We start from the raw sequence: 25,003 nt of genomic DNA on the forward strand, positions 1-25,003 counted from the left end.
GCGGGCCGGCGGTCAGTTGGTGCTCTTCGGCTTGCCGGCCCCCGCCTTGGCGGGGCCGGCCTTGGCGGCGACGGCCACCGCCTTGGGCGTCTCGGCCTTCCCCGGCTTGGCGGCCGCCTTGGCCGCCGCCTTGGCCGCCGCCTTGGCGGCTGGCTTGCCGGCAGGCTTGGCCACCGGCTTCGCCGCGGCCGGCCTGCCGCCCTTGCCCTCGGCGATCACCGGCGTGGTGCGGGGCGCCGGCGCGTAGGCCGAGGCGGCGGCCGGGGCGGCGGCGCGCGCGCGGGCCAGGAGCTTCGGTTGGGGCACCGTCGCGCCCGTCGCCGCGATGGCGCGGCTCGGCGCCGGGCCGGGCTTCGCCCGCGCCGCACGGATCCGCGCGGCGGGCCGCGGCGGCTTCGCCTCGCTCTCGTCCACCGCCGCGACGGCGCTCTCGGCCGGGTCGCGGCCGGTCCAGACCAGGACCGGTTGCAGGGGCGCGCGGGGCGGCAGGGTCCGCCCCTTCAGGGCCGCGCTGCTCATCGTGGCGAAGGCCAGGGCCGCGGAGGGCGGCGCGGTGGCGCCCAGGAGCTGCGCCGCCGTCGTGTCGTTGGTCGAACTCGCCGACACCGCCGTCGAGTCGGAATCCGTCGGCATCGGCTTGCGCCGGTCGCAGACGTAGGGGCGCAGGTCCGGCGGGGCCGGCATCGCGGAGGCGGGCAGGTCGGCGAGGCCGCTTCCGCCCCAGCTGCTCTGGCCGAAGCCGTAATCGAACAGGTCGGCGGCCTTGAGGTCGCGCTCCCGGGCGGTGGGCTGGCCCATCACCACGGTGATGATCCGCCGGCCGTTGCGGGTCGCGCTCGCCACCACGTTGAAGCCGCCCGCGCAGATGAACCCGGTCTTCATCCCGTCGACGCCCGCGTAGCGCCCCAGCAGGCCGTTGTGGTTCGCCATCACGGCGCGGCCGAACTGGATCGCCGAGATCGAGAACAGGTCGCGGTTCTCGGGGAAGTCGCGCAGGAGCGCCCGGCCGAGGATCGCCATGTCGCGCGCCGAGGTCCATTGCCGCGGGTCGGGCAGGCCGTTCGGATTGTACCAGTGGCTGTCGCGCATGCCGAGCCGCTGGGCGGTCTCGTTCATCAGGGCGGCGAAATTGTCGATCGAGCCGCCGAGATTCTCGCCGATCGCCCAGGCGACGTCGTTGGCCGACTTCACCATGATGATCTTGAGGGCGTTGTCGAGGGTGAGCTGGGTGCCGGGCCTGAAGCCCATCTTGGAGGGCGGCTCGGCGGCGGCCTCGGCCGAGATGGTGAGGAGCTGGTCCATCGAGGCCCGGCCCTGGCGCACGAGGTCGAGGGCCACGTAGGTGGTCATCAGCTTGGTGATCGAGGCCGGATACCAGGGGTCGGTCGCCGCCTGGCTGTAGAGCACCTTGCCGGAATCGACGTCGACCACCAGCATCGGCTGCGTCACGGCGCCGGCCGCGCCCGCGGCCAGGAGGCCGGCGATCCCCACGAGACGCCCGAGCAGCCGCGCGAGCGGGGCAGGTTTCATCATCAGTCGCATCCCCGTCGGACCGATCCCGCCACGCGAAGCCCGCGCGGCCCGGGACCGGCCGCGCCCCCGTTCAGACATCCCGTGGCCGGTGGACCCAGAATGTAAGGCAAGGGCGGCTCCTTTGACAGCGCCGCTCCGCTCGCATCAACGCGCCATCCGTGGCGGCAGCATGGCGGCGTCCCCGTCATCCCGATACTCCACAGCAGCCCGCCCGTCGGCCGTGCCGCGGCGCGCCGGGGATGCGGTTGCGCGGCCCCCTCCCATCTGGCAGGGGCTGGAGAGCCCGGGCGGAGCCGGGCGCGGGGATCCGATGAGCTACGCCGTCAAGGAGATCTTCCACACCCTGCAGGGCGAGGGCGCCCAGGCCGGCCGCGCCGCCGTGTTCTGCCGCTTCGCCGGCTGCAACCTGTGGAGCGGGCGCGAGGCCGACCGGGCCGAGGCCGTCTGCCACTTCTGCGACACGGATTTCGTCGGCACGGACGGCGCGGGCGGCGGGCGCTTTCCGGACGCGGAGGCGCTCGCCGCCGCCATCGCGGCGGCCTGGGAGGGCGGGCCGCGCAACCACTTCGTGGTCTTCACCGGCGGCGAGCCCCTGCTGCAGCTCGATGCCGCCCTGCTCGCGGCCGTGCGCGCCCGCGGCTTCGCGGCCGCGGTGGAGACCAACGGCACGCAGGAGGCGCCCGAGGGCCTCGACTGGATCTGCGTGAGCCCCAAGGCGGGCGCCCCCCTGCGCCTGACCCGCGGCGACGAGCTCAAGCTCGTCTACCCGCAGGCCGGCCTGGCGCCCGAGGACGTGGCCGGGCTCGACTTCCGCCACTTCTTCCTGCAGCCGATGGACGGGCCGGACCGGGCCGCCCACCTGGCCGCCGCGGTCGCGCATTGCCGGCGCGACGCCCGCTGGCGGCTCAGCCTCCAGACCCACAAGCTGATCGGCATTCCCTGACCGGCCCCGGTTCCACGGGTTTGGGTCCCCGGCCGGCCGGTGCTATGGGGGCCCATCCGCGCTTGCGCCGAGCGCCCCATCGTCCCGACGAACACCCATGAAGATCACCCAGGCCTTCACCTTCGAGGCCGCGCACTGGCTGCCGAACGTCCCCGAGACCCATCGCTGCCGCCGCATGCACGGCCATTCCTACCGGGTGGAACTGACCCTCGACGGGCCGGTCGACCCGCGCACCGGCTGGGTGGTGGACTTCTTCGACGTGGAATCGGCCTTCGCGCCCCTCCTCGCCGAGCTCGACCACCATTGCCTGAACGAGGTGCCGGGCCTGGAGAACCCGACCGCCGAGCACATCGCGATCTGGATCTGGCGGCGCGCCCGCCCGGCCCTGCCGGCGCTCGCCTCGGTCAAGGTGTTCGAGACGCCGATGTCCTGGGCGGAGTATGACGGGGCGTAGGCGTTCCGGCCGCGGCCGCCTCGCGCCCGGCCGCTACAGCCCGTTGCGCTCGGCCACCGCCGCCGCCATCGCGGCCCCCTCCCCGCCCATCGCCCGGTAGCCGGCGAGCACGCCCGCCCGGTCGGCCTCGGGCCGGTTCTGGCTCATCTTCCACTTGCCCTCGATCCGGGTGATCGGGATCTCGATCCCGACGATGCCGCGGATCTGGGCCGCGATGAAGGGCTCGGGCGCGTCGCCCACGGCCCAGGGCGCCGGGCGCCCGGCCTCGCGCAGGCGCGTCAGATCCTCGATCTGCCGGCGCAGCCAGCCCGCCTCCTCGATCACCCGCGGGGCGCCCCAGGCATGGACCGTGGCGTAGTTCCAGGTCGGGACGACCTTGCCGGTCTCGCGCTTGGTCTCGTACCAGGAGGGCGTCACGTAATCCTGCGGGCCCTGGAAGACCACGAGGCATTCCGCGACCGCGCCGAGATCCCGCCATTGCGGGTTGGCGCGGGCCAGATGCGCGCGCAAGGTCCCGCGCTCCGAGGCCTGCCCGTCGATCAGGAACGGGATCGGGTTCGCCATCAGCCCGCCGGGCCCGGCCGTCACGAGGAGCCCGAGCGGATGGGCGCGGATGAGGTCGTGCTGGACGCCGAGGCGGTCCTCGCGGAAATGGGGCGGCTGGTACATCGGCGGCGATCCTGGAGACGACCCGTCTCGTCGCACGGTTGCAGCCCGGCATCAATGACGCGACCGACGACACTTCGTGATCGGGCGCATCGCGCGCCGTGATGGCACGCCCGCTTGCGGCGCCGCGCGTCCCGGTCCACTGAAACCTGGTCCCGGGAGACGAGACGATGACGGTCGACGAAGGCGCGCTGGTGCTGTTCTCCGGCGGGCAGGATTCCACCACCTGCCTCGCCTGGGCCCTCGACCGCTTCGCGCGGGTCGAGACCCTCGGATTCGATTACGGCCAGCGCCACCGGGTCGAACTCGATTGCCGGGACCGCCTGCGGGCGGGCCTCGCGGCGCTGAAGCCCGAATGGGCGCGGCGCCTCGGCGAGGACCACACCCTGCCCCTCGGCGTCCTCGGGGACATCTCCGAGACGGCGCTCACCCGCGACGGCGCCATCGCGCTGGCGGAGAGCGGGCTGCCCAACACCTTCGTGCCGGGCCGCAACCTCGTCTTCCTCACCTTCGCGGCCGCGCTGGCCTATCGCCGGGGCCTGCGCCACCTCATCGGCGGCATGTGCGAGACCGATTACTCGGGCTATCCCGATTGCCGCGACGACACCATCAAGGCGCTCCAGGTGGCGCTCAACCTCGGCATGGAGCGGCGCTTCGTGCTGCACACGCCGCTGATGTGGATCGACAAGGCCGAGACCTGGCGCCTCGCGCGGGACCTCGGCGGCGAGGCGCTGGTCGACCTGATCGTCGAGGACAGCCACACCTGCTACCTCGGCGAGCGCGGCGCGCGCCACGCCTGGGGCCGCGGCTGCGGCACCTGCCCGGCCTGCCGCCTGCGGGAGGCGGGCTACGCGCGGTTCAGGGCGGCCTGAGGCGCGCGCCAGGGCTTCCCGGCGCGCGCTTGTGCGGGGCCGTGACCTCACGCAAAAGGGGCGGAACAGCGCCGAACCGGCCCCCGGGCCGCGGACCGGCCCCGGGAGGAGACACGCCATGACCGCCTGCATCGTCGGCTGGAGCCACACGCCCTTCGGCAAGCACGACACCGAGACCGTCGAGAGCCTCGTCGTGCGCGCCGCCGAGGAGGCGCTCGCCCATGCGGGGCTCGCCGCGCAGGAGGTGGACGAGATCGTCCTCGGCCATTTCAACGCCGGCTTCTCGCCGCAGGACTTCACCGCCTCCCTGGTGCTGCAGGCGGACGACGCCCTGCGCTTCAAGCCGGCGACGCGGGTCGAGAATGCCTGCGCCACCGGTTCGGCGGCGGTGCACCAGGGCATCAAGAGCATCGAGGCGCGCCACGCCCGCATCGTGCTGGTGGTCGGCGTCGAGCAGATGACCCGCACCCCCGCCGCCGAGATCGGCACCAACCTGCTCAAGGCCTCCTACCTGCCGGAGGACGGCGACACGCCGGCGGGTTTCGCGGGCGTGTTCGGCGGCATCGCGGCCCGCTACTTCCAGCGCCACGGCGACCAATCCGACGCGCTTGCCATGATCGCCGCCAAGAACCACCGCAACGGCGTCGCCAATCCCTACGCGCAGCTGCGCAAGGATCTCGGCTTCGAGTTCTGCCGCACGCCCTCCGACAGGAACCCGATCGTCGCCGGCCCGCTCAAGCGCACCGATTGCTCGCTGGTCTCGGACGGGGCCGCCGCCCTGGTCCTCGCCGACACGGAGACGGCTTTGCGCCTGCGCCGGGCCGTGGCCTTCCGGGCAACCGCCCACGCCCAGGATTTCCTGCCGATGTCGAAGCGCGACGTGCTGCGCTTCGAGGGCTGCGCGACCGCCTGGGCGCGCGCGCTCTCCCGGGCGGGCGTTACCCTCGACGACCTCTCGCTCGTCGAGACCCACGATTGCTTCACGGTGGCGGAACTCATCGAGTACGAGGCGATGGGCCTCACCCCCGAGGGCCGCGGCGCCGACGCGATCCGCGAGGGCTGGACCCTGAAGGACGGCAAGCTCCCGGTGAACCCCTCCGGCGGCCTCAAGGCCAAGGGCCATCCGATCGGCGCGACCGGCGTCTCGATGCACGCCCTCTCGGCCATGCAGCTTTGCGGCGAGGCCGGCGGGATGCAGATCCCGGGCGCGACGCTGGCCGGCGTGTTCAACATGGGCGGCGTCGCGGTCGCCAATTACGTGAGCGTGCTGGAGCGCATCAAGTAGCGCCGCAGGCCGCGCCGGGAGGCCCCCGCATCACGCGCCGAAGCGGTCGCCGGTTCGGCGGCGACCGATGATGCGACACCAAGAGACCAAGCGGAATGGCCGCACGCCGTCCGGCTTGGGATCCGCCGCCCGCACCGGGCGGCAACCGGACCTCCCGTCTTATCGCACTCCCGTCCCCGCCTCCCCGGAGCCGCCCCATGTCCGCCGCCGCCGCCCTGCCCGCCTCTCCCCGCACCGTGCGCCTGAGCCCCGAGGACAACGTCGTGGTCGCGGTCGACGCCATCGCGGCGGGCGACCGGGTCGAGGGCGTCGCGGCGGGCGGGCGCGTGCCCCGGGGCCACAAGATCGCCACCGCCCCGATCCCGGAGGGCCAGCCGATCCGCAAGTTCGGCCAAGTGATCGGCTTCGCGAGCCGCCCGATCGCGCCCGGCGAGTGGGTCCACGAGCACAATGTCGGCCTCGGCGAGGCCAAGGGCGACTTCGCCCGCGACTACCGGTTCGCCGAGGAGGCCCGCGAGACCCCGATGCGGCCGCTCGCCGAGCGGGCGAGCTTCCAGGGCTACCGCCGGGCGGACGGCCGCGTCGGCACCCGCAACTACCTCGGCGTGCTCACCTCGGTGAATTGCTCGGCCTCGGTCGCCCGCTTCATCGCCGAGGAGGTGCGCCGCGCCGGCCTCCTCGACGCCTATCCGAGCATCGACGGCATCATCCCCCTCGTTCACGGCACCGGCTGCGGCTACGACCTCCAGGGCGAGGGTGCCGAGATCCTCAAGCGCACGCAGTGGGGCTACGCGGCGAATCCCAACATGGGCGGGATCATCATGGTCGGCCTCGGCTGCGAGGGCTTCCAGATCGACCGCTGGAAGCGCGCCTACGGGATCGCCGAGAGCGACACGTTCCGCAGCTTCACCATCCAGGAGACCGGCGGCACCCGCCGCAGCGTCGAGGCCGGGGTCGCGGCGATCCGCGAGATGCTGCCCGCCGTCGCGGCGGCGCGGCGCGAGACCGTGCCGGCCTCCGAACTCGTGCTCGCCCTGCAATGCGGCGGCTCGGACGGCTATTCGGGCATCACGGCCAACCCGGCGCTGGGCGCCGCGGTCGACCGGCTCGTCGCCGAGGGCGGCACCGCGATCCTGTCCGAGACCCCCGAGATCTACGGCGCCGAGCACCTCCTCACCCGCCGCGCGGCGACCCGCGAGATCGGCGAGACACTCGTCGGCATGATCCGCTGGTGGGAGGCCTACACGGCCCGCAACGGCGGCGAGATGAACAACAATCCCTCCCCCGGCAACAAGGCGGGCGGGCTCACCACCATCCTGGAGAAATCCCTCGGCGCCGCCGCCAAGGGCGGCACGACGCGGCTCAACGGCGTCTTCCGCTACGCCGAGCCGGTGACCGCGCGGGGCTTCGTCTACATGGACACGCCCGGCTTCGACCCGGTCTCGGCCACCGGCCAGGTGGCGGGGGGGGCCAACATCCTCTGCTTCACCACCGGCCGCGGCTCGGCCTATGGCTGCAAGCCGACGCCCTCGATCAAGCTCGCCACCAACAGCGAGATCTACCGCCGCATGGAGGAGGACATGGACATCGATTGCGGCGATGTCCTCGACGGCGTCCCGATCCAGCGCAAGGGCGATGAGATCTTCGCCAAGATCCTGGCGGTCGCCTCGGGCGAGCGCTCGAAGTCGGAGGCCCTCGGCTACGGCGATGCCGAGTTCGTGCCCTGGCAGATCGGCGCGGTGATGTAGGCGCGCGCGCCGAACCGGGCTATGGGGCGCCGGGCCCTCGACGGGAGGCCCGGCGAGAGGCTCAGGAGCAAGAGGCCCGAGACCAGCAGGCCCGAGACCAGCAGGTCCAAGACCAGCAGGTCCAAGAGCGCGGCAGGCCCGAGACCAGGAGGCCCAGGAGGAGGATGATGACACCCGATGCCGTCGGCGGGAGCGACCTGACCCGCCGCCAATGGAGAATGACGCTGCTCGCGAGCCTGGGCGGCGGACTCGAGTATTACGACTTCATCGTCTACGGCATCTTCGCCAAGGACATCGCCGCCGCGTTCTTCCCGCAGAGCGACCCGATCGCGGCCCTCTCGCTCTCCCTGGCGGTCTTCGCGGTGGGCTACCTCGCCCGCCCGCTGGGCGGCATGGTGCTGAGCCATTTCGGCGACCGCTACGGGCGCAAGACCGTCTTCGTGGTCACGGTCTTCACCATGTCGGCCTGCACCCTCGGGATGGGGCTGGTGCCCGCCTATGCCAGCTGGGGCGTGGCGGCGACGCTCCTCCTCGTCGCCCTGCGCTTCGTGCAGGGTCTGTGCATCGGCGGCGAGCTGCCCGGCGCCATCACCTTCGTGGTCGAGACCGCCTCGCGCCGGCCCGGCCTCGCCTGCGGCATCGTGTTCTGCCTCGTGAACGGCGGCGTGCTGCTCGCCGCCCTGGCGAACCTCGCCCTGCAATCCTGGCTGCCCCCCGCCGTGATGGCGGAGTACGGCTGGCGCATCGCCTTCCTGATCGGCGGCCTCTTCGGCCTCGTGAGCTTCTGGCTGCGGCGCAGCCTGGAGGAGACGCCGGAATTCCTGCGCCTGCAGCACCTCGCGGCGCGCAGCCCGGTCGGCGAGGTGCTGCGGCTGCACCGCCGCGCCGTCCTCGCCGGGATCGGCATCGTCGCCCTCACGGCGGGCTTCAACGGCATCCTGTTCGCCCACATGCCGGCCTACCTGATCCAGGTGCTGCACTACCCGCCCAAGACCGTGGCGCTGGCGATGAACCTCGCCCTCCTCGCCATGTCGGCCTCGCTGCTGCTCGCCTCGTCCTTCGCCGACCGCGTTGCGCCGCGGCGGCTGATGCAGGGCTCCGCCCTCCTGCTCCTGCTCGGCGTCGTGCCGGCCTACCAGGTGCTGGCGCGGGGCGACGCCAACCTGTTCCTGGTCCTGCCGCTCCTCACGGTCGCGGTGGCGGGGGCGAACGGCACCTTCGCGTACCTGCTCGCCGGGCTGTTCCCGACCCGGGTGCGGTTCAGCGGCGTCGCGCTCTCGCTCAATCTGGGCTTCACGCTGCTGAGCGGCCTCGGCCCGCTCGCCGCCAACGCCCTGATCGGCGCGACCGGCTGGACGGCGGCGCCCGGCCTCATCATCGCGGCGGTCGCCCTGGTCGGGCTCGTGGTGGCGGGCCGCCTCGCCGACCGGCCGGCCACCCTCGGCGCCGCATTGCCGGTCTCCGGCTGATCGGGCACCGGCGGCTCATCCGCCGGTGGATCCCGCCCGGACCGCCCTGGAACGGCGGCCCGGGCGGCGTTAAGCGGGAGCGTGGTCAACGTCCGGTTGGGTAGAGACGTGACGGACGCGCTCGATGACATTGCCGCCGTCCTGGAGCGGACCGGGGAGTACCGGGTGCTGCGGCGCCTGAATCCGCTCGTGCCCGCCCCCGCGCCCCCGGACGAGCCGACCTATCTGGGGCTGGTCCTCGACACCGAGACGACCGGGCTCGACCCCGCCTGCGACGAGGTGATCGAACTCGGCATCGTCGCCTTCACGTACGGGCAGAGCGGGCGGATCTACCGGGTGCGCCACCGCTTCAACCAGCTCCATCAGCCCGGCAAGCCGATCCCCGAGGCGGTGACGCGCCTCACCGGCATCACGGACGCGGACGTGGCCGGCAAGCGCATCGACGACGCGGCCGTCGCCGCGCTCGCCGCCAAGGCCCGGGTGGTGATCGCCCACAATGCCCGCTTCGACCGGCGGATGTGCGAGGTGCGCTGGCCCTTCTTCGCCGAGCTCAACTGGGCCTGCTCCTGCCACCAGATCGACTGGCGCGACGAGGGCCACGAGGCGGCCCGGCTCGGCGGGCTGCTGGCCGATCACGGCCGATTCCACAACGGCCACCGGGCGATCGACGATTGCGAGGCGCTGCTCTGGCTCCTCGCCCAGCCGCTGCGGCGCTCCGGGCGCCTCGCCCTCGCGGCGCTGCTGGAGGCGGCCCGCCGCCCGACCGTGCGGCTCTGGGCCTCCGACGCGCCCTTCGCGCTCAAGAACCGGCTGAAGGACCGAAATTACCGATGGTCGAGCCGGCGCCGCTGCTGGTACATCGACCTCGACGAGGCGCAGATCGAGATCGAGCGCTCGTTCCTGTCGCGGGAGATCTACGGCGGCAGCCTGCCCGGCCTGCCCGCGGACCGCTTCACCGCCCGCGACCGCTTCTCCCGCCGGGCCGACCCGGAGGCGTGACGCCGGCGGGGAACCCGGCGCTGGGCACCGGGTTCCGGATCGTCGCGGCGGGCTCATCCGCCATCCGGTAGATGGCTTCGCCATCTCCGATTTCGGCAATGCGGATGTCGGCGTCGCTCAGGCGCCTGCGCGGAGCCCAAATCCGCCATCCCCAAATCCGCCATCCCGAAGGAACCAAGCGGATTTGGTATCAGTAGCCGTAGTAGAACCGCCGCGGCCCGTAATAGGGGCGACGCCAGTACGGGCGCGGGCCGTAATAGTAGGGACGGGGTCCGTAGAAGGGGCGCGGCCCGTAGAACGGTCGGCAATAGCCGAAGCGGTTCGGGGCGAAGCCCGGGCCGCAGCCGCCGAGCACCGGGATCGTCACCGGCTCGCCGGCCACCGCGCCGGCCGCGCCGAGCCCGATCGGGGCGGCCTGCGCCGCACCGAGCAGTCCGAGCCCGCCCGCCACGAGGGCGGCGAGGCCGAGCAGCTTGACGTAGCTCATCGTGTGGACACTCCAGACAGGGCCTGGACGGCCGAATGGCCGGCCAGGCTACCCGCCCGGCCTATCCGCGGCGGGCTGAATGCCCGATGAGCGGTGCCGCGGCCCGCCGTTCAAGTGCGGGCCCACCCTCAGCCGCCCTTGCGCGGGCGGCCGCGACGCGGCGCCCCCTCGGATCCGGGTCCCGAGACGGTCGCGTCCGGCGCGGCGCTGCGCGCGGCGCTGCGCGCGCCGCCGTGGGCCCGCCGGCTCTGGCCGAGGCCGCTCGTCTTGGCGAGTTCGGAGCGCTGGGCGGCGTAGTTCGCCGCCACCATCGGGTAGTCGGGCGGCAGGCCCCATTTCTGGCGGTACTGGTCGGGGGTGAGCCCGCGCCCCGCCAGGTGACGCTTGAGCGTCTTGTAGGGCTTGCCGTCCTCCAGGCTGATGATGTGGTCCGGCGTCACCGTCTTCCTGATCGGGATCGGCGGCACCGGCTTCTCCGCCTCCGGCTCCGGCGGCGCCACCAGCTGACCGAGCGAGTGGTGGATGGAACTGATCAGCCCGGCGACCTCGGACGCCGGCACCGAGTTGTTGGAGACGTAGGCCGACACGATGTCGGCCGTGAGCCCGATCAGGTCGAGCGGGGAGGCTGCGTCGTCGGTTGTCATGGGGCACCACATTGTTGATCTATGAGAGGATGTATATCACTTTGTCCGAAGGTCAACTTAGACCTGATGTAGGGGTTTTCGTGCGCATTTGATAGTTTTCATCGTCACAAATCTATTGTGCGCGATCGGCTGACAAAGCAGCAGGTATGTGCCGGCCGCGGGGCTGGTCCGAGCCGCCGTCGCGCGCCCACCTTGACGGGAGCCGCTTGGGGTCTCATTTCGGCCGTCAAGCCCTTGCAAAGACTTGCGGCAAACCCCGCGAAAGGCGTCCGTCCCGGCCGCCCGACGATCCTCCCGAGCGACCATGACCGACCAGACCCGCCGCTCCCTCGTCGCGTGCACCGCCACGGGCCTCGCCTCCGCGCTCCTCAGCGGCGCGCTGCCGGGGGCGGCGGCGGCTTGGCCGCAGCGCGCGCCGGTTCCCGCCCCGGAGCCGGAGGACGGCTGGCTGTTCGGCCCGCGCCGCCGCCCGGTGGAGCCGGAGCCGGACCCGTTCTGGGGCTCGCCGCGCCGGGCGCCGGCGCCGGAGGAGCCGGCCCAGGTGGTGGATGACGGCCCGATCGACTACGCCCGCGCCTACGCGGCGGTGACGACCGAGCCGTTCCCGATCCCGGCCTTCCGCTGGCAGCGGGCCAATCCCGCCTTCCTGCGCCAGGACGTGGCCTATGGCGGGCGCTACGAGCCCGGCACGGTGGTGATCGACCCGCGGGCGCACCACCTCTACCTCGTGCAGCCGGGCGGGCGGGCGCGCCGCTACGGCGTCGGGGTCGGGCGCCAGGGCTTCGCGTGGTCGGGCAACGCCACGATCAACTCGAAACAGGCCTGGCCGGACTGGTACCCGCCCAAGGAGATGATCGCCCGCCAGCCGGCCCTGGCCCGGCAGGTGAGCCAGCTCCAGAGCGGGCTCGGCGTCCCGGGCGGCCCGCACAACCCGCTCGGCGCCCGGGCCATGTACCTGTGGCAGAACAACAAGGACACGCTCTACCGCATCCACGGCACCACCGAGCCGGAGAGCATCGGGCGCAGCGTCTCGTCGGGCTGCATCCGGATGATCAACCAGGACGTGATCGACCTCTACGCCCGCGTCGCCGTGGGGGCGCAGGTCGTCGTGATTGGGTGAGGCTCGCGGGGCCACTGCAATCGGATTAGGCCGTCAGGAGTAGCCTGCCCTCTGTGCCACTTTGGGTTGCGCTGCCGCTGCGCCACGTCGGGCCGAAAATACGTCGATTCGTCAATGTTGTAGCCGATCATCGGGGGACCCTCGGCGATCTCGGAGGCGGCCTCGGCCGTGTCCGGCGAGGTTGCAGACTCATGTCCCGTTAACGGAAAGCGAGCCTGATGAATGGGCCACCAGCGCCGGGAGGGGCGGCGTTCGGCCCTCCTGGCAGGTCCCGACAGGTAAACCGATGCGTGCGTTCAACAACCTCAAACTGCTCGCCAAACTCGCCATACCGGCCGCGCTGCTGATCGCCGTCTCGGCCGGCTTGGTGCTGCTGGCGCAGGTCAGCCTCGCGACCCTGGCGGAGAACACGCGGCAGATCGTCGACCTGCGCGCCGCGCGCGCCATCCTGGCGCTGCAGGCCGCGCTGGCGGTGGACGAGGCGACCATCCGCGAGAAGAACATCATCCTGGAGAGCGACGCGGCGCTGATGTCCGCCCTGAACCGGCAGTTCGAGGAGGACCGGCAGCGCGCGGCAAACCGCATCGACCAGCTCATCGCCCTCGCCGACACGCCCGAGCGCCAGGCCGCCAACCAGGGGGTCAAGGCGCTGATGGAGGCGTATTTCGCCACCGCCGACCGCACGATCCGGTACGCCCTGAGGAACGAGGACGCGGAGGCGAAGCGGATCTCGGGCGGCGAGGGGCGCGAGGCGCGCCTCAAACTGGTCGAGGCGGCGAACCAGCGCGTCGAGGTCAACCTGCGCGACCTCGACGAGGCCAAGGCGCGGGCGGCCGGGGTCGCGGCCTCCGCGGGCGTGACCCTCGCGGTCGTGGCGGTCGGCGGATTGCTGGCGGCGATCGGCGTGCTCGCGGCGATCGCGGTCCTGGGCGTCACCCGCCCGCTCGGCGCCATGGCGGCCGCCATGGGCCGGCTGGCCACGGGCGACCTCGCCGTGATGGTGCGGGGCACCGAGCGCCGCGACGAGATCGGCTCGCTCGCCCGCTCGCTGCAGGTGTTCAAGGACGACGCCGTCGCGGCGCGGGAGATGGCGCAGGCCCGGGACGCGGAGAACCTGGCCAAGATCCGCCGCGCCGCCCTGCTCGACGACCTGACCCGCGGCTTCGAGCGCAGCGTCTCGGCCCTCACCCAGGGTCTCTCGGCGGCGGCGACCGAGATGGAGGCGACGGCGGCGGCGATGGCCGGCACCGCCGACGAGACCACGCAGCGCAGCGTCACGGTCGCCGGGGCCGCCACCCAGACCTCGGCCAACGTGCAGACGGTGGCGGCGGCGAGCGAGGAGTTGGCGGCCTGCGTGCAGGAGATCGTGCATCAGGTCACCCAATCGGCGCAGATCGCGCAGGTCGCGGTGGCCAAGGCGGCGCACACGGACGCGACGGTGCAGCGGCTGAACGCCACCGCCGAGGGAATCAGCACGATGGTGGCGATGATCTCGGGCATCGCCGCGCAGACGAATCTGCTGGCGCTCAACGCCACGATCGAGGCCGCCCGGGCGGGCGCGGCGGGGCGCGGCTTCGCGGTGGTGGCGAGCGAGGTGAAGGACCTCGCCGGCCAGACCGCCAAGGCGACCGACGAGATCGGGGGGCGCATCGGCGAGATCCAGGGCGCGACCCAGGAGGCGGTGCGCGACATCCAGGAGATCGGCCGGGTCATCGCCGAGATGTCGAGCTACGCGGCGAGCGTGGCGGCGGCCATGGAGCAGCAGGGGGCGGCGACCCAGGAAATCACCCGCAACGTGCAGCAGGCGGCGCAGGGGACCGAGCAGGTGACGGCCACCATCGCGGGTGTCCGCGAGGGGGCCGGCCAGACCAGCGCCGCCGCCTCGCAGGTGCTGAGCGCGGCCCAGGAGCTGGCCCGCCACTCCGAAGGTCTGGCGCAGGAGGTGGCGGGGTTCCTCGCGCGGGTGAAGGCGGCCTGAGGGCGCGCCCGGGCGGGGCCGGTTGCCGTCCCGCCCCCGCGCGGGGCGCGGCGGCGCCCGGGGCCGCCGGCGCGGCGGACGGCGCATCTGGCTGGTGCCCGCAGAGGGAATCGAACCCCCACGCCTTGCGGCTGACGATTTTGAGTCGTCCGCGTCTACCAATTCCGCCATGCGGGCACGCCCCCGCTGTGCCGCGCCGGCCCGGTGGTGTCAATCCCGCGCTCAGGCCGGGGCGGCACCGGCGCCGAGGCGCCGGCGGGCTTGGCGCGGACCACCATGGCGTTGCCGCGCCAGACGACGTCGCGGGCGACCCAGGCGGCCAGCCAGACGCCGAGCTGCATCGCGTCTCGGGCGAGGCAGACCGCCGGCCAGCGCCAGGAGCGGTGCCAGCCGTTGCGGGCCGCCAGGATCCACTCCCCTCCGTACCAGAGCGCGCCGGTCCCGAGGACGGCCAGGAGCCCGGCGAGGCCGCCCCCCGCCGCCGGGGCCGCGCAGGCCATCGGCACCAGGGCGCCGATCCCGACCTCCGGCGCGAAGAAGAGCGGGAATGTCACCCGGCGCAGCCGCGCCCAGCGCAGCTGGCGCGCCCAGACCTCCGCCGCCCGGCGCCGCCCCAGCGGCTGCGGGAAGGGGGCGCCCACGAGGTGCACCCGGCGGCCGGCCGCGCGCACGAGCTTCGTCGCCGCCGCGTCCTCGGCGATCTCGGCGCCGAGCGCCCGGATCCCGCCATGCGCCTCCAGGAACGGCTTGTGCCAGAGCATGCTCTTGCCCTGCGCGAAGCCGAGCCCGAGGCTCTCGCCGACATATTGCCAGCGCGCCTGCAGGGTGTTGAGGAAGGCGCATTCCACCTCGGCCCAGAAGCCCAGCGGCGCGGCGCCGACCGGGGTCGAGCAGACGAGGCCGGTCTCGGGCCGCCACGCGGCGACGAGGCGCTGCACGTAATCGGCCGGCATCAGCACGTTCGAATCGGCCAGGATCACCCATTCGTGCCGGGCGGCCTCCCAGCCGCGCACGCAGTTGTTGAGCTTCGGGTTCTCGCTCACCCGCTCCTCGCCGAGGATCAGCCGGGCCGGGATCGCGGGATGCGCCGCCATCAGCCGGCGCACCAGCGGCACGATCGGGTCGCCCGCCCGCGCCACGCAGAAGATCAGCTCGTAGCACGGATGCGCGAGCCGGAAGCCCGAGGCCAGGGTCTCCTCGCTGAAGCGCTCCAGGCCGCAGAGCGGCCGCACGATCGAGACCGGCGCCGCCGCGTCCCGCCCGCCGCGGCGGGCCCGGCCGATCCGCCACAGGCCGATCGCCAGGCTGATGAGGTTGATCGCCGTCAGCGCGAGGCAGAGGGCGGCGAGCCAGGAGCCGGTCATGGATGTCCCGTCGGCACGAAGGCCGGTCCGCGCGCGGCGGCAGCCGGACGCAGCGCGTTCAAACCGCCGGCGTGTTTCAACCGTGTGACGGCGCGGATCGGTTGCAGGCCGGCCGCGGTCCGCGGCGCCGGGCCATCCCGCTCAACTGCGGGGATCTGGACGGCGCGCGGCGGGCGGTTAGGCTCGGGCGCGACGCCCTCTGCCGGACCCCGCCATGACCCCCACGCCCGATCCCCGCCCGACCCTCGCGGCGCCCGACGACGATCCCTACCTGTGGCTGGAGGAGATCGACGGGGCGCGGGCCCTGGCCTGGGTCGAGGCGCAGAACGCCGCCACCCTCGAGGCGCTCGCGGACGGGCGCCTCGCCGCCGACCGGGACGGGCTCAAGGCCGCCCTCGACCGGCCCGACAAGATCCCGGGCGTCACGCGGCGGGGCGGGCTGCTCTACAATCACTGGCAGGATGCCGACCATCCCCGCGGCCTGTGGCGGCGCACCACCCTCGCCTCCTACCGGGCGCCGGACACGGAGTGGGAGCTCCTCCTCGACCTCGACGCCCTCGCCCGCGAGGAGGGCGAGGACTGGGTCTGGGCCGGGGCCATCAGCCTGCCGGGATCGCACGACCGGGCGCTGCTCAAGCTCTCCCGCGGCGGCGGCGACGCCGCCGTGGTGCGCGAATTCGACCTGCCCTCCCGCGCCTTCGTGCCGGACGGCTTCGTGCTGCCGGAGGGCAAGAGCTATCCGGCCTGGCTCGACCGCGACACGGTGCTGCTGGCGAGTCCCCTCGGTGAGGGCATGGCGACCCTGTCGGGCTACGCCCGCACCGTCCGGCTCTGGACCCGCGGCGGCGATCCCCTGGCGGCGCCGGTCATCTTCGAGGCGCCGCCCGAGAGCATGGCGGTCCATGCCAGCCACGACCGGGAGGCGGCGCCCGAGCGCGTCGTCTTCGTCGAGCGCACCGGCTTCTTCGACGGCGTGACCCATCTCGGCGACCGGTCCGGCGCCAAGATCCGCCTCGACCTGCCGACCGATGCCGACGCGCAGTGGAGCCGGGGCGTCCTGGTCGTGCGGACCCGCTCGCCCTGGACCCTCGGCGGCACGACCCACCCGCCCGACACCCTGCTCGGCATCGGCCTCGACGCCTTCCTGGCCGGCGCGCGCGATCTCCGCGTGCTGTTCGAGCCCGGTCCCCGGCGGGCGCTGCAGGGCTTCTTCTGGTCCGGCCCCTTCCTCGTCCTGTCGGTGCTCGACGACCTGCGGGCGCGGTTCCCGGTCTTCCGGCCGGACGAGGACTGGGCGCGCGGCGAGGTCGGGGGCCTGCCGGAACTCGGGATGGTCGGCGTCTGGTCCCTCGACGCCGAGGAGGACGAGGCGAACGGCGACCTCCTCGCCGCCGCCAACGACCCGGTCACGCCGGCGACCCTGATGCTGACCCGGCCCGGCCCCGGCGGGCCGACGATCCTGCGGCAGGCGCCCGCCACCTTCTCGGCCGAGGGGCTGGTGGTGACCCGGCACGAGGCGGTCTCGGTCGACGGCGAGCGCATTCCCTACGTGCAGGCGGGGCCGCCGGGCGAGACCGGCGAGGCGCCGGTCCACCTCTCGGGCTACGGCGGCTTCCAGGTCTCGAACCTCGCCGGCTACTCGGCGGTGCTCGGCCGGCTCTGGCTGGAGAAGGGCGGCACCCGCGTGGTGGCCAACATCCGCGGCGGCGGCGAGTTCGGCACGACCTGGCACGAGGCCGGCCGCCGCGAGGGCAAGGCGCGCTCGCACGACGATTTCGCCGCGGTCGCGGCCGACCTCGTGCGCCGCGGCGTGACCCGGCCCGACCGGATCGCCGCCGAGGGCGGCTCGAATGGCGGCCTGCTCGTCGCCAACATGCTGACCCGCTACCCGGAGCGGTTCGGGGCGCTGCTCTGCACGATCCCCCTCATCGACATGCGCCGCTACCACCGGCTGCTCGCCGGGGCGAGCTGGGTGGCCGAGTACGGCGACCCGGACGCGGCGGAGGATTGGGCCTTCCTCCGGCACATCTCCGCCTACCACGTCGCCGCGCCCGGGCGGCCCTACCCGCCGATCCTGATCGCCACGACGCGGCGGGACGACCGCGTCCATCCGGGCCACGCCCGCAAGATGGCGGCGAAGCTGCAGGCCATGGGCTATCCGGCCCGCTTCTACGAGCCGGAGGCGGGCGGGCATTCCTACGGCAAGAACAGCCAGGAGACCGCGACCTTCGCGGCGCTCGGGGCGGCCTTCCTGCGGCGCGCCATCGGCTGGGAGCCGGAGGTGGCCTGAATCTCCTCCCGCGCCGGCCCGTCAGTGGTGGGTGCGGCGCAGGGCGGCCTCGACGGCGCCGCGATGCCACGCGCCGCCCCGCGGGCCCGGCACCCCCCGGGCGGTGAGCGCCCGGGCGATCCCCGCCACGCTGGTGATCCCCTCCGCCCGGATCGCCGCCAGGACGGGGGCGACCTCGCTCGCCCGCTGATCCGCGAGGGCGCGGGTCGTCGCCATGGCCTTCGCGGCCGAGGCCTTCCGGATCCGATTCAGGCTCATCGCCGCCTCACGACTCCCACCGCGAGAGGGGCGGCTCGCGGCCGGCGGGCCCGGGCGAACCGCGCGAGATGCCGGACCGGCTCGCCCGGCCCGGCCGGTGAGGAGTCGCGCCGGCTTGGTTAAAGGGGCGTTAACGACCGGGTCCGCTTCGGGACGGGCGAATACAAGGGCGTGTTCCTTGGAACAGTGTCGCTGACCGTGCGATTGCCCGGTCTGCGAAAAGGAGCAATCCCAGCGTTGCCCTCCACGGGCTTCCCGGTCACGCACCGGGCCAGGCTGCACGCGACCGACCCGCCGGAGTGGCGCGACGGCGAGATACCGCGGCGCACCGAGGTGATCGGCACTTCCCCGACAAGGCGGCGATCCGGCGGCGCGCGGGGGGCGCTCCTGCAGGAGCGGACCGACAAGTCGGTGGTGCGATGCCGCCGCTCCATGACCACGGAAAGCACCGACCTGATCGGCGAGAATTCTGACCGAGCCGGTCCGGCCGTTGCCCTGGTGGATGATCTACCAGCGACACCACGCTCCGGGTGACGATCGTGAGTGCGTCTGAAAGCAGGGTGTTGGCCAGATACATATGTGGAGTATATGGAATTTTTCGAGGACGTATGCTTTTTTCTTTGCCGCTCCACAATTCGGTTATACGGTCTCCATCACAGCAGGATATCTCATTGTAAATCTTGGGCGACATGGGTGCATCTTGGCTCGCTGTGCGGTTGTATTATCGATACTTTTCATATCACTCTCTATGTTTCTCGGCAGAGTTTATGCGGACGTTGGTGCAAACGCCTTGTCATCCAATTCATCATGAACAAACGCAGGAAATGGCCAAAGTTCGACTTCATATTTCCTCGTTTCAATCTCTGAAGACAGGGTGAACTGTTGTCAGTGAGCCGCACGACAATCATTCGCAATCCGCAGCGAGGAGTATTTCTGGAAGATGTTTTTTAGGACTCTTTTTTTGGCAAGATGTCTTCTCACGGAGATCGTTGGTTATGCGATTCCCGAAGTTCGAACATGCCGCCGACAAATCCTGCTGTCTGAATGGCGCGATATGATCAAATCGCTCGGATTGCTACTAACGCTTATTATTGCCGTTTTGGCTCTGTGGTTCGCAGTGCGCCCCAATTTTAGTGAGAAGACACCTTATATATCGGCACCGGTGCGCCGCGGAAATATCGCGCAGACCATTGCTGCAAGCGGTTCAATCGAACCCGTGCGCATCGTCAGTGTCGGCGCGCAGGTCTCCGGCCGTGTCGTGGCGCTCCACGTCCGGGTCGGACAGCAGATCGCCCGAGGCCAGATCATTGCAGAAATTGATTCCCTTCCCCAGATGAATGACTTGCAGCGTAGCGAGGCAGCCCTGAACGCCCTGCGGGCCCAGCGCGACCGCGCAGGGGTGATGCTGCACCAGGCCGAGCTCGCGTTCCACCGCCAGCGGGAGATCGCCGCGGGCAAGGCCGGAGCCCGTGCGGATTACGAGGCGGCCGAGGCCGCCTACGGGAGCGCCCAGGCCGACCTCGCGGCCCTCGACGCGCAGATCGAGGGGGCGGCGGTCAGCGTCCGCAGCGCCCGCACCAACCTCGCCTACACGCGGATCACCGCCCCGATCGACGGCACCGTCGTGGCGATCGTGACCAAGGAAGGACAGACCGTGATCGCGTCGCAGACCGCGCCGACGATCATCCGCCTCGCCGATCTCGGCACGATGTCGGTCAAGGCCAGGATCTCGGAGGCGGATATCGGCCGCGTCAGGCCCGGCATGCGGGTCCGTTTCACCACCCTGGCGCAACCCGAGCGACTCTACGAGACGATCCTGCAATCGGTCGATCCGGCCCCGGACCAGATCGCCGTCGAGACCAACGGCGCCGGTCAGGCCCTGGGCAGCGCCTCGGCCGCGAACGAGAACCCGGCCATCTCCTTCAACGCGCGCCTCGCGGTCGCGAACGAGGACGGCGCCCTCAAGCCCCTGATGACGGCGCTCGTCAGCATCGTGCTGGACGAGGCGCGGGACGCCGTCCTGGTGCCGGCCGCCGCGGTGACGCGGGCCGGGGCGCAGCAGGGGCGCCTGAGGATCCTGAACCCGGATGGCCGGCCCGAGGAGAGGCGGGTCCGCACCGGCCTCGCGAACGCGGGCGAGATCCAGATCCTCGACGGCGTCGCCCCCGGCGAGGCGGTGATCGTCGCAGGGCCGGAGGATGGCGCGCGCTTCGCCGCGTCGCGGGACCGGGCGCGATGATCCGGGCCGGCTCCCGCCACGGCGCCGAGACCGTCGACGGTCCGGGCGATTCGGCCCTGATCGAGCTGCGGGGCGCGCACCGCACCTACCGGATGGGCGACCAGGTCGTCCGGGCGCTCGACGGCGTCGACCTCGCGATCGCGGCCGGCGAGTTCGTGGCCATCGTCGGGCAATCCGGGTCCGGCAAGTCGACCCTGCTCAACCTTCTCGGCTGCCTCGACCGGCCGAGCCTGGGCCACTACCGCATCGACGGGCGCGACACGGCCGGGATCGACCCGGACGGGCTGGCGGCCCTGCGCCGCCACAGCTTCGGCTTCGTCTTCCAGAGCCACAACCTCCTGCCCCGCCTCTCGGCCGTGGCCAACGTCGCGCTGCCCGCGGTCTTCGCCGGGGAGGCCCCGGCGGAGCGCCGGAGGCGGGCCACCGCCCTGCTGACCGGGCTCGGGCTCGGCGAGCGCCTCGACCACCGCCCGGCCCAGCTCTCCGGCGGCCAGCAGCAGCGCGTCGGCATCGCCCGCGCGCTCATGAATGGCGGGCGGATCATCCTGGCGGACGAGCCGACCGGCGCCCTCGACAGCCGCACGAGCGCGGACCTCCTCGGCCTGCTCCGGGGCCTGTGCGACGAGGGCCATACGGTGGTGATCGTGACGCACGATCCGCAGGTCGCCGCGACGGCCGACCGCGTCGTCGAGATCGCCGACGGGCGGATCCGCTCCGATCGCCGGCAGCGGATCCGCCGGGACGCCCGTCCGTCCCTCCCCCGGGCTTCGGGCGGAACGCGCCGCCGGACCGATCAGGTCCGGGACGCGGCGACGAGCGCGGCCGCCACGCTGATGGCCCACCGCCTGCGCAACCTCCTCACCATGCTGGGGATCGTGATCGGGATCGCCGCCGTGATCCTCGCGGTGGCGATCGGCCAGGGCGCGCAGCAGGAGGTGCTGGCGCGGATGAGGGATCTCGGCAACAACCTCACGGAGGTGATGTCGCAATCGGCCTTCCTCGCCGGGCCGGCCGCGCAGAGCGGAGGGCTGCGGCAGGAGGATGTCGAGCGGCTCGCGGCTCTGCCCTTCGTCACGGGCGTCAGCCCGGACGCGCAGACATCGATCCTCCTGCGTCATCGCGGCCGCGGCGCCTACGCCTCGGTCTACGGCGTGGCGCCGGCCTTCTTTCGCCTCCACCAGCTGCCGATCACCTCCGGTCGGCCTCTGGAGGAGGCGGCGGCGCGCGGGGCCGATGTCGAGATCGTCATCGACGCGGCCGTGCGCGCGGCCTTGTTCGAGCCCGATCAGGATCCGCTCGGGGCCGTCATCCTGATCGGGACGGTTCCGGCGCGGGTCGTCGGCGTCGCCCGGGTCGCCGATTCGTCGCGGTACGGGCGCCGGCCCTTCGCGGCCCTATCCTACGCGGCCTTCGGCCAGCGCATCTCCGGCCAGCCCTCCTTCGCGAGCGTCACGCTGCAACTCGCCGAGGACGTGGATCGCGACGTCGCCCTGGCCGCCGTGGAGAAGCTGCTCTCGGCCTGGCGCGGCACCCCGGACGTCGTCCTGTTCGACAACGAGACGCAGCGCGAGACGATCCTGCGGGCCAGGACGGTCCTCGGGCTGGTGACCATCTCGATCGCGGGGATCGCCCTCGTCATCGCGAGCGTCGGCGTGATGAACATGATGCTGATCGCGGTGACCGAGCGCACCCGCGAGATCGGCCTGCTCATGGCGCTCGGGGCACGCCGCTCGGACGTGATGCTGCACTTCTTCGTCGAGGCTTTCACGCTCTGCGCCCTGGGCGGGGCGCTCGGGGCCGCGCTCGCCCTCGGGCTCGGCGAGGCGGGCCAGGCCCTCGGGCTGCCCTTCTCCCTCGTCTTCGGCTGGCGCAGCGTCGCGGCCGCGATCCTGAGCGCCGGCCTCTCGGGCCTGGTGGCCGGGCTCGTGCCGGCGCGCCGCGCCGCGCGGATCGACCCGGTCGAGGCCCTGGCCCGATGAGCCGGGCCGGTTCCGGCCTCGCCCGCATCCTCGCGCGGGCCCGCCGCCTCGCCCGGCGCGCGCACGGCCGTGGCTGGGCCGCCCTGCTCCTCTGCGGCGGCTGCGTGGCGGGGCCCGATTTCGTGCCGCCCGCCGCCCCCGTCATCCTCCGGTACGGGGAGCGGGCGCCCCCGCGCCGCCTGCCCGCGCCGGGCCCGGACGGGACGCAGGTCCTGCGGCCCGGGGCCGACGGCCCGCATGCGTGGTGGCGCCCGTTCGGCTCGCGCCGGCTCGACCGGCTCGTGCGCCGGGGGCTGGCGGCGAGCCCGACGGTCGAGCAGGCCGAGGCCGCCCTGCGCCAAGCCCGGAGCGACACCGAGGCCGCGCGGGCCAGCCTCCTGCCGAACCTGTCCCTCGACCTCGCGCGCCGGGGCGGCGGGGGCATCGGCCCGGCGGGGGGCGCGCTCTACGGGCTCTACGGCGCCAGCGTCGCGGCGAGCTACACGCCCGACCTGTTCGGCGGCATCCGCCGCGCCGTCGAGGCCCAGGAGGCCCGCGAGGCGGTGGCGGCCGCGCATCGCGACGCCGCCGCCCTGGCCCTGAGCGGCAACATCGTGGCGGGCGCGATCCAGGAGGCGATCCTGTCCGAGGAGATCGCCGTCTCCGAGGCGATCCTGCGCCAGGACCGGGACCAGCTCGCCCTGGTGAAGGTCCGCCACGCCGCCGGGTCCGAGCGCATCGTCAGCGTCCTGAACCAGGAGAGCCTGATCCGCTCGCAGGAGGCGGCTCTCATCGCGAGCCGGATGGCGCGGGTGCAGGCGCGCCACCGGCTCGCCGTGCTGATCGGCCTGCCTCCGAGCGCCTATGCGGAGCCGAGCTTCCGCCTCGGCGAGCTGACGCTGCCGCGGCGGGTCCCGCTCAGCCTGCCCTCCCGGCTGCTCGCGCGGCGGCCGGACATCCGCGCCGCCGCGGCCCAGCTGCACGCCGCCTCGGCCGAGATCGGCGTCGCGGCCGCGGACATGCTGCCGCGCGTCACCCTGACGGCGAATCTCGGCGCCAGCGCCGCGACGATCGCGGCCCTGGCGGCGTCGAGCGCCTGGGGGGCCGGGCTCGGCCTCGCGCAGCCGCTCCTCGACGGAGGCGCCCAAGCCGCCCGCCGCCAGGCCGCGGTCGAGGCCTACGCCGCCGCGGCGGCCGCCTATCGGGCGACGGTGCTGGCGGCGCTCCAGACCGTCGCGGATGCGCTGGCCGCGCTCGAAGCCGATGCGGGGATCCTGACCGCCGTGCTGGAGGCCGAGGCGCTGGCCCGCGACGCCCTCGCGGCCGCCCGGGTGCAGTACGAGGCCGGCGCGGTCACCTATGCCGACCTGCTGCTGAGCCAGACGCGCGCCGCCTCCGCGTCCCCGACGCGCATCGCCGCGCAGGGCCGGCGCCTCGTCGACACGGCCGCGCTGCAGCAGGCCCTCGGATGGGAGCGGGATGGGGGCGAGGCCGGACCCATGTCGCCGAAGGAAATTCGGGAGGGAGTCGAGGAGCCGGGCTGATCCGGGATCCGCTCGATCGAAGCGGATCCCGGATCACCAGCCTGCGCGGCGCCTGAGCGCGGCGCCTGAGCGAAGCCGACATCCGCATGGCCGAAATGGGAGACGGCGACGCCATCAATCGGATGCCGTATGACCCATCCGCGGTCCCGATCCCGCCTCGGGTTGGCTCGGCCGCGACGATTCGTCGAGGGGCGGGCGCCGCTCACCCGCGCGGGAAGTCCAGCCCCATCTCGCGGTAGCGCTCGGGATCGTCGGCCCAGTTCTCGCGCACCTTCACGTAGAGGAACAGGTGCACGGGCGCCTCCGCCGCCTCGGCGATCTCGACCCGGGCCGCCTGCCCGATCGCCTTGATGGTCTGGCCGCCCTTGCCGAGCACGATCTTGCGCTGGCTCTCGCGCTCCACGAAGATCGTCTGCTCGATCCGCACCGAGCCGTCGGGCCGCACCTGCCACTGATCGGTCTCGACGGTCGAGGAATAGGGCAGTTCCTCGTGCAGGCGGTCGTAGATCTTCTCCCGCGTGATCTCGGCCGCGAGCATGCGCAGGGGCGCGTCCGAGACCTGATCCTCCGGGTAGAGCCAGGGCCCCGGCGGCATCAGCCCGGCCAGCACCCGCCGCAGGTCCGCCACCCCGTCGCCGGTTAGCGCCGAGACCATGAAGGTGTGGTCGAAGGGCAGCCGCCCGTTCAGGGCGGCGGCGAGGTCGAGCAGCCGCTCCCGGGCGATCACGTCGATCTTGTTGAGCACCAGGATCTTGGGCCGGCGCAGCTCGGGCAGCCGGCCCAGCACCGCCTCCACCTCCGGGTCGACGCCCTTGCGGGCATCGACGAGCAGGCAGACCGCGTCCGCGTCCGCCGCCCCGCTCCAGGCCGAGGTCACCATCGCCCGGTCGAGGCGGCGCTTGGGCGCGAAGATCCCGGGCGTGTCCACGAACACGATCTGGGCCGCCCCTTCGATGGCGATGCCGCGCACCAGCGCCCGCGTCGTCTGCACCTTGCGGGAGACGATCGAGACCTTGCTGCCGACGAGGCTGTTGAGGAGGGTCGACTTGCCGGCATTCGGCACCCCGATCAGGGCGACGAAGCCCGCCCGGGTCTCGGCGGGGCCCCCGGACGGGTCGGGGGCGGGGGAAGGCGCGTGGGTCTCGGACATGG

The 25,003-nt window shown here is 72.9% G+C and carries 20 protein-coding genes and 1 tRNA gene; 13 read left to right on the plus strand and 8 right to left on the minus strand.

Annotated features, from left to right (window positions below):
* Positions 1-12: 12 nt before the first annotated feature.
* Entirely contained in the window at positions 13-1,533 is a 1,521-nt protein-coding gene (locus tag QA634_RS33290) for a D-alanyl-D-alanine carboxypeptidase family protein (RefSeq protein ID WP_012336225.1), read from the minus strand.
* A gap of 310 nt (positions 1,534-1,843) precedes the next feature.
* Between QA634_RS33290 and queE the strand changes: the two genes are divergently transcribed.
* The gene (gene queE, locus QA634_RS33295; RefSeq protein WP_012336226.1) at positions 1,844-2,476 is read left to right on the plus strand and encodes a 7-carboxy-7-deazaguanine synthase; all 633 of its coding nucleotides are present in this window, start codon (positions 1,844-1,846) and stop codon (positions 2,474-2,476) included.
* A 97-nt stretch (positions 2,477-2,573) separates the two neighbouring features.
* Positions 2,574-2,930 (plus strand): 6-carboxytetrahydropterin synthase QueD, encoded by a 357-nt coding sequence (gene queD, locus QA634_RS33300; RefSeq protein ID WP_012336227.1) that lies wholly within the window; start codon positions 2,574-2,576, stop codon positions 2,928-2,930.
* A gap of 33 nt (positions 2,931-2,963) precedes the next feature.
* Here queD and QA634_RS33305 read toward each other — a convergent pair whose 3' ends face one another.
* Positions 2,964-3,599 carry an FMN-binding negative transcriptional regulator gene (locus tag QA634_RS33305; RefSeq protein ID WP_012336228.1) on the minus strand — a complete coding sequence of 212 codons (636 nt, stop codon included), beginning with the start codon at positions 3,597-3,599 and terminating at the stop codon, positions 2,964-2,966.
* 167 nt (positions 3,600-3,766) lie between these two features.
* Between QA634_RS33305 and queC the strand changes: the two genes are divergently transcribed.
* The 5 genes from queC (at position 3,767) to QA634_RS33330 (ending at position 9,969) form a co-directional block, all read left to right on the plus strand.
* Complete coding sequence (queC, locus tag QA634_RS33310) at positions 3,767-4,468, plus strand: 7-cyano-7-deazaguanine synthase QueC (RefSeq protein WP_012336229.1); 702 nt, start codon at positions 3,767-3,769, stop codon at positions 4,466-4,468.
* Between the two features lie 118 nt (positions 4,469-4,586).
* Complete coding sequence (locus QA634_RS33315; protein ID WP_012336230.1) at positions 4,587-5,753, plus strand: acetyl-CoA acetyltransferase; 1,167 nt, start codon at positions 4,587-4,589, stop codon at positions 5,751-5,753.
* 197 nt (positions 5,754-5,950) lie between these two features.
* Positions 5,951-7,501: a UxaA family hydrolase gene (locus tag QA634_RS33320; protein ID WP_012336231.1), complete on the plus strand. Its 1,551-nt coding sequence runs from the start codon at positions 5,951-5,953 to the stop codon at positions 7,499-7,501.
* A 167-nt stretch (positions 7,502-7,668) separates the two neighbouring features.
* Entirely contained in the window at positions 7,669-8,970 is a 1,302-nt protein-coding gene (locus tag QA634_RS33325; RefSeq protein WP_018263225.1) for an MFS transporter, read from the plus strand.
* A 108-nt stretch (positions 8,971-9,078) separates the two neighbouring features.
* Entirely contained in the window at positions 9,079-9,969 is an 891-nt protein-coding gene (locus QA634_RS33330) for a 3'-5' exonuclease (protein ID WP_012336233.1), read from the plus strand.
* A gap of 190 nt (positions 9,970-10,159) precedes the next feature.
* Here QA634_RS33330 and QA634_RS33335 read toward each other — a convergent pair whose 3' ends face one another.
* Positions 10,160-10,456 carry a GCG_CRPN prefix-to-repeats domain-containing protein gene (locus QA634_RS33335; protein ID WP_012336234.1) on the minus strand — a complete coding sequence of 99 codons (297 nt, stop codon included), beginning with the start codon at positions 10,454-10,456 and terminating at the stop codon, positions 10,160-10,162.
* Between the two features lie 128 nt (positions 10,457-10,584).
* Positions 10,585-11,100: a MucR family transcriptional regulator gene (locus QA634_RS33340; RefSeq protein WP_012336235.1), complete on the minus strand. Its 516-nt coding sequence runs from the start codon at positions 11,098-11,100 to the stop codon at positions 10,585-10,587.
* A 304-nt stretch (positions 11,101-11,404) separates the two neighbouring features.
* On the opposite strand from QA634_RS33340, the gene QA634_RS33345 reads away from it, so the two are divergent.
* Both QA634_RS33345 and QA634_RS33350 read left to right on the plus strand, forming a co-directional pair.
* The gene (locus QA634_RS33345) at positions 11,405-12,220 is read left to right on the plus strand and encodes a L,D-transpeptidase (protein WP_012336236.1); all 816 of its coding nucleotides are present in this window, start codon (positions 11,405-11,407) and stop codon (positions 12,218-12,220) included.
* Positions 12,221-12,506: 286 nt separating this feature from the next.
* A complete protein-coding gene (locus QA634_RS33350) occupies positions 12,507-14,198 on the plus strand; it encodes a methyl-accepting chemotaxis protein (RefSeq protein WP_012336237.1) in 1,692 nt (563 codons plus the stop codon).
* A gap of 92 nt (positions 14,199-14,290) precedes the next feature.
* Here QA634_RS33350 and QA634_RS33355 read toward each other — a convergent pair.
* Positions 14,291-14,375, minus strand: a tRNA-Leu gene (locus tag QA634_RS33355).
* Positions 14,354-15,562, minus strand: coding sequence for a ceramide glucosyltransferase (locus QA634_RS33360; RefSeq protein ID WP_012336238.1), 1,209 nt, complete (start codon positions 15,560-15,562; stop codon positions 14,354-14,356). The genes QA634_RS33355 and QA634_RS33360 overlap by 22 nt, the downstream gene beginning before the upstream one ends.
* 214 nt (positions 15,563-15,776) lie before the next feature.
* Here QA634_RS33360 and QA634_RS33365 point away from each other — a divergent pair, with 214 nt between their 5' ends.
* Positions 15,777-17,852: a prolyl oligopeptidase family serine peptidase gene (locus tag QA634_RS33365; RefSeq protein ID WP_012336239.1), complete on the plus strand. Its 2,076-nt coding sequence runs from the start codon at positions 15,777-15,779 to the stop codon at positions 17,850-17,852.
* Between the two features lie 21 nt (positions 17,853-17,873).
* Here the strand turns inward: QA634_RS33365 and QA634_RS33370 are convergent, their stop codons facing one another.
* Positions 17,874-18,110: a hypothetical protein gene (locus QA634_RS33370; RefSeq protein WP_018263218.1), complete on the minus strand. Its 237-nt coding sequence runs from the start codon at positions 18,108-18,110 to the stop codon at positions 17,874-17,876.
* A gap of 1,054 nt (positions 18,111-19,164) precedes the next feature.
* On the opposite strand from QA634_RS33370, the gene QA634_RS33375 reads away from it, so the two are divergent.
* Genes QA634_RS33375 through QA634_RS33385 form a run of 3 tightly spaced genes read left to right on the plus strand, consistent with a single transcriptional unit; the run spans position 19,165 to position 23,851 of the window.
* A complete protein-coding gene (locus tag QA634_RS33375; RefSeq protein WP_012336240.1) occupies positions 19,165-20,349 on the plus strand; it encodes an efflux RND transporter periplasmic adaptor subunit in 1,185 nt (394 codons plus the stop codon).
* Complete coding sequence (locus QA634_RS33380) at positions 20,346-22,328, plus strand: MacB family efflux pump subunit (protein WP_012336241.1); 1,983 nt, start codon at positions 20,346-20,348, stop codon at positions 22,326-22,328. Before QA634_RS33375 ends, QA634_RS33380 begins: the two co-directional genes overlap by 4 nt.
* Positions 22,325-23,851: an efflux transporter outer membrane subunit gene (locus tag QA634_RS33385; protein WP_012336242.1), complete on the plus strand. Its 1,527-nt coding sequence runs from the start codon at positions 22,325-22,327 to the stop codon at positions 23,849-23,851. The genes QA634_RS33380 and QA634_RS33385 overlap by 4 nt, the downstream gene beginning before the upstream one ends.
* A gap of 202 nt (positions 23,852-24,053) precedes the next feature.
* Here the strand turns inward: QA634_RS33385 and era are convergent, their stop codons facing one another.
* A complete protein-coding gene (gene era / locus QA634_RS33390) occupies positions 24,054-25,001 on the minus strand; it encodes a GTPase Era (RefSeq protein WP_012336243.1) in 948 nt (315 codons plus the stop codon).
* Positions 25,002-25,003 lie beyond the last annotated feature (2 nt).

This window comes from Methylobacterium sp. CB376, assembly GCF_029714205.1.
Taxonomy (GTDB): Bacteria; Pseudomonadota; Alphaproteobacteria; order Rhizobiales; family Beijerinckiaceae; genus Methylobacterium.

Excerpts from the sequence above, each read along its gene's own strand:
- QA634_RS33290 (WP_012336225.1), bottom strand. The coding sequence starts at position 1,533 with ATGATGAAACCTGCCCCGCTCGCGCGGCTGCTCGGGCGTCTCGTGGGG.
- queE (WP_012336226.1), top strand. The coding sequence starts at position 1,844 with ATGAGCTACGCCGTCAAGGAGATCTTCCACACCCTGCAGGGCGAGGGC.
- queD (WP_012336227.1), top strand. The coding sequence starts at position 2,574 with ATGAAGATCACCCAGGCCTTCACCTTCGAGGCCGCGCACTGGCTGCCG.
- QA634_RS33305 (WP_012336228.1), bottom strand. The coding sequence starts at position 3,599 with ATGTACCAGCCGCCCCATTTCCGCGAGGACCGCCTCGGCGTCCAGCAC.
- queC (WP_012336229.1), top strand. The coding sequence starts at position 3,767 with ATGACGGTCGACGAAGGCGCGCTGGTGCTGTTCTCCGGCGGGCAGGAT.
- QA634_RS33315 (WP_012336230.1), top strand. The coding sequence starts at position 4,587 with ATGACCGCCTGCATCGTCGGCTGGAGCCACACGCCCTTCGGCAAGCAC.
- QA634_RS33320 (WP_012336231.1), top strand. The coding sequence starts at position 5,951 with ATGTCCGCCGCCGCCGCCCTGCCCGCCTCTCCCCGCACCGTGCGCCTG.
- QA634_RS33325 (WP_018263225.1), top strand. The coding sequence starts at position 7,669 with ATGACACCCGATGCCGTCGGCGGGAGCGACCTGACCCGCCGCCAATGG.
- QA634_RS33335 (WP_012336234.1), bottom strand. The coding sequence starts at position 10,456 with ATGAGCTACGTCAAGCTGCTCGGCCTCGCCGCCCTCGTGGCGGGCGGG.
- QA634_RS33340 (WP_012336235.1), bottom strand. The coding sequence starts at position 11,100 with ATGACAACCGACGACGCAGCCTCCCCGCTCGACCTGATCGGGCTCACG.
- QA634_RS33345 (WP_012336236.1), top strand. The coding sequence starts at position 11,405 with ATGACCGACCAGACCCGCCGCTCCCTCGTCGCGTGCACCGCCACGGGC.
- QA634_RS33350 (WP_012336237.1), top strand. The coding sequence starts at position 12,507 with ATGCGTGCGTTCAACAACCTCAAACTGCTCGCCAAACTCGCCATACCG.
- QA634_RS33360 (WP_012336238.1), bottom strand. The coding sequence starts at position 15,562 with ATGACCGGCTCCTGGCTCGCCGCCCTCTGCCTCGCGCTGACGGCGATC.
- QA634_RS33365 (WP_012336239.1), top strand. The coding sequence starts at position 15,777 with ATGACCCCCACGCCCGATCCCCGCCCGACCCTCGCGGCGCCCGACGAC.
- QA634_RS33370 (WP_018263218.1), bottom strand. The coding sequence starts at position 18,110 with ATGAGCCTGAATCGGATCCGGAAGGCCTCGGCCGCGAAGGCCATGGCG.
- QA634_RS33375 (WP_012336240.1), top strand. The coding sequence starts at position 19,165 with ATGATCAAATCGCTCGGATTGCTACTAACGCTTATTATTGCCGTTTTG.
- QA634_RS33380 (WP_012336241.1), top strand. The coding sequence starts at position 20,346 with ATGATCCGGGCCGGCTCCCGCCACGGCGCCGAGACCGTCGACGGTCCG.
- QA634_RS33385 (WP_012336242.1), top strand. The coding sequence starts at position 22,325 with ATGAGCCGGGCCGGTTCCGGCCTCGCCCGCATCCTCGCGCGGGCCCGC.
- era (WP_012336243.1), bottom strand. The coding sequence starts at position 25,001 with ATGTCCGAGACCCACGCGCCTTCCCCCGCCCCCGACCCGTCCGGGGGC.